The following is a 3,399-nucleotide window of genomic DNA, read 5'->3' as shown; positions in this document are numbered from 1 at the left end:
ACGCGCCCGCGACCTGCGCAGGTCGCCCGCCGTGATCACGGCTGCTGCCCAGGGGGCGGGGGAGGGGCAGATGATGATGACCAGCTACTACCGGGATGACATGAGCGGCCTGCCCGAGATGTCGGTCGTGGGCAGGCGCCTCTGGGAGATGTCGGGGCTCGGCCCGCGCGACATCCAGACCGCCATCCTGTACGACCACTTCACCCCGTTTGTCCTGGTCCAGCTGGAGGAGCTGGGCTTCTGCGGCCGGGGCGAGGCGGCCGCCTTCGTCCGGGACGGCGGCATCGAGCTCGACGGGCGCCTCCCGGTCAACCCGCACGGCGGCCAGCTCGGCGAGGCGTACATCCACGGCATGAACGGCATCGCCGAAGCCGTCCGCCAGATCAGGGGCACCTCGGCCAACCAGCTCCCGGGCGTGCGCAACGTCCTGGTCACCGCGGGCACGGGCGTCCCCACCAGTGGCCTGATCCTCTCGGCCGCCTGACGGCGGGTCGCCTTGGGGGCCGTACGGGCCACGGACGCCCGTGTCAGGGGCTGATGATCGTGGGCATCGCGAAGAACACGATCATCGCGATCGCCACGCAGAGCAGGAAGCCGACCACCTCCCACGCCCAGTCGTGGTGCCGGTCCTGGCGGGGACGCCCCCGGGGCTGCTTGCGTGACGCCGGCGTGGGGCGTGGGCCCGGCCTGCGCGGGCCCGGCCTGCGCGGGGGGGTGCCGCCGGACGGCGACCTGAACGTGGCGAGCTTGCGGGCGGGCGGCTCGAAGGCGCCCGGCTTCCGGCCCTCGGTACGGCCCGGCTTCCGGCCCTCGGAAGCGCGTGGCTTCCGGCTCTCCGATCCGGCGCCCGGCCTGGGTGTGCGGCGCTCTGGGGTGCGGCGCTCGGGTGTGCGGCGCTCGGGTGTGCGGTGCTCTGGGGTGCCGCGCTCGGAGGTGTGCGGCGTGGCGGTGCGGGACTCGGAGGCGCGTGGGTCCGGGGTGCGGGGGGCGGGCGAGGGCGGCATCCGATACACCGGCTCGGCCGCGCGCACACCCCGTTCCCGAGGGGTGAACAGGCTGCCGGACGCGGGCGCGGCCGGGCTCTGCGTGGCGCGGGCAGGCGGCCTGTGGGGCGGGAAGTCGACCACCGCGGGCAGTTCCTGCGTCTCCTGCTCGTCGTCCAGCACGTCGCCCTGGGCCGGACGCGGCAGGTAGAACTGCTTTTCGCGGGCATCGCTCTGGGCCGCGACCCCGGGGAACGGCTCCCATGAGCCGGTGGAGAACGGTTGCGAGGGGCGGGTGGACGGCCGCGGAAAGCGAGGGGACGGCCGGGAGGAACGAGGGGACGGCCGCGAGGAGCGGGGGGAGAACGCCTCCCAGCGGCCCGCGGTGTCGGTCGGTGCCAGCGGGTCGCGCACCTTGGGCATCGGCTCGGTGGTCGCGTCGTGGGACGGCCTGCCCGTCGGCGACGGCGGCCCGAGGAGCTCGGCGGGGAAGATGTGGGTGGTCGTCGCCGGGTCACGGCGCTCGTTCAGGGGTAAGGGCCACTGTGGCGTGACCGGCCATCGCGGCCTGGCCGACGGCGGCGACGCGGCGCGCGCCCGCGCCCCCGCGACGCCACCCGCACGCGACCCGGCACTGCCCGCACTCGTGCTCGACCCCGTCACGTGCGCGCGTAGGGAGGTGGGGGGCGCGGGCCATGGCAGGCGGCAGAGGATGTCGCGCAGCGATGCCACCGCCAGCGCCCGGTGGACGTCGGCCACCGGCCCCGATACCCGCCCGGCCGTGGCGGTCAGGGCCGCGCCGAGGAGCTGCCGGTAGCGCTGGGCCGCGTTGATCAGGAGCTCCTGCGCCGTGTCGGGCGCCACGTCGAGCACCCAGGCCAGCTCAGGACGGGAGAGCCCGCAGAGCTCGGCCAGCACCAGCACCTCCCGCTGGTGGGGGCGCAGCTCGCGTAGCGCGCGCTCCACGAGCGCGGCGGCGGGGTCGGTGAGCGGGTCGACGACTGGAGGCGTGTAGGCGATGTCGCGCCGGTGGATCTCGCGGCGGGCGTAGGCGTAGAGCGCGGCGCGCGGCGGGGCCGGCGAGGGCACGCCGGTGACGACGGTCACCAGCACGACCGCCGCGGAGTCCTGGTCACCGAGCTGGTCGGCGCAGTACGCGAACAGCCCGGCGGCGTGACGGTCGTAGAGCTCTGCGACCAGCTCGGCGCGCGGGCGCCCGTCGGTGAGCGGCTGTGTCACGGGCCGTTCCTCTTGCTGAGGTGCGAGCGGGGGGCTGAGGGGTGGGACTGGTGGTACTGGAGCGTCTGACAGATCGTGAGGCAATCATGCCAACTCGTGAACGCCCGCGCAGCAAGAGATCCGGTTTTGATGTCAATTCTCCCTGCTGGACTGAAGCGTTTAACCCGGGGGGCGCAGCGACACAGGGGTAGTTGCCGCCGTACTGTGGTCGTTCAAGAGATCATGCGGCGGTCGTGGCAGGGGCTGCGACCCCTGCCAGGGAGCGAGAGGTCGCGCGTGATCACATTCGACTCCGTCACCAAGCGCTACCCGGACGGCACGGTGGCCGTGGACCATCTCTCACTGGAGGCGCCCACAGCTGAGGTCACCGTGTTCGTCGGCCCCTCGGGCTGCGGTAAGACGACCTCCCTCCGGATGATCAACCGGATGATCGACGCCACCGAGGGCGAGATCCTCCTCGACGGCCGGCCCGTACGCGAGATCGATCCGCCGACGCTGCGGCGCGGCATCGGCTACGTCATCCAGCAGGCCGGGCTCTTCCCGCACAAGAAGATCGTCGACAACATCGCGACCGTCCCCCTCCTGCTGGGCTGGGACCGCGGGAAGGCCCGCGCCAGGGCCATGGAGCTGTTGGAGCGCGTCGGGCTCGACCCGGCGATGGGGGAGCGCTACCCGTTCCAGCTCTCCGGCGGGCAGCAGCAGCGGGTGGGCGTGGCCAGGGCACTGGCCGCCGACCCGCCCGTGCTGCTCATGGACGAGCCGTTCAGCGCCGTGGACCCGATCGTCCGGACGAGCCTGCAGGACGAGCTGCTGAGGCTCCAGGCCGAGCTGAACAAGACCATCGTCTTCGTCACCCACGACATCGACGAGGCGATCAAGCTGGGCGACCGCGTGGCCGTGCTGCGCGTGGGCGGCAGGCTGGCGCAGCTCGCCGACCCCAAGACGCTGCTGTCGGAGCCCGCCGACGACTTCGTCCGCGAGTTCCTCGGCCGCGACCGGGGCATCCGGCGCCTGCAGTTCGTCTCCACCGAGGGTCTGCGGCTGCGCACCGACCTGACCGTCCCCGAGGGGTACGAGGGAGGCAGGTCGGAGCCCTGGCTGCTCGTCGTCACCGAGGACGGCCGGCCGCTCGGCTGGATCGCCGGCGACGGGCGGGGCGGCCCGGAGCCGTACGGGA

Annotated in this window: 3 protein-coding genes; 2 read left to right on the top strand and 1 reads right to left on the bottom strand. The window is 73.5% G+C overall.

Annotation, left to right across the window (positions count from 1 at the left end):
• Positions 1-484: thiolase C-terminal domain-containing protein (locus tag DAT37_RS43660; protein WP_408637500.1), on the top strand; the 484-nt coding region annotated here is incomplete at its 5' end.
• A 43-nt stretch (positions 485-527) separates the two neighbouring features.
• On the opposite strand, the gene DAT37_RS43655 is transcribed toward DAT37_RS43660, so the two are convergent.
• Complete coding sequence (locus DAT37_RS43655) at positions 528-2,222, bottom strand: sigma factor-like helix-turn-helix DNA-binding protein (protein WP_109530864.1); 1,695 nt, start codon at positions 2,220-2,222, stop codon at positions 528-530.
• Positions 2,223-2,498: 276 nt separating this feature from the next.
• Between DAT37_RS43655 and DAT37_RS43650 the strand changes: the two genes are divergently transcribed.
• On the top strand, positions 2,499-3,399 hold a 901-nt coding region (locus DAT37_RS43650), incomplete at its 3' end, for an ABC transporter ATP-binding protein (RefSeq protein WP_109530863.1).

It is taken from the genome of Nocardia aurea (genome assembly GCF_003123685.1).
GTDB lineage: Bacteria > Actinomycetota > Actinomycetes > Mycobacteriales > Mycobacteriaceae > Nocardia > Nocardia aurea.
This window is presented reverse-complemented; position numbering and strand designations above follow the sequence as displayed.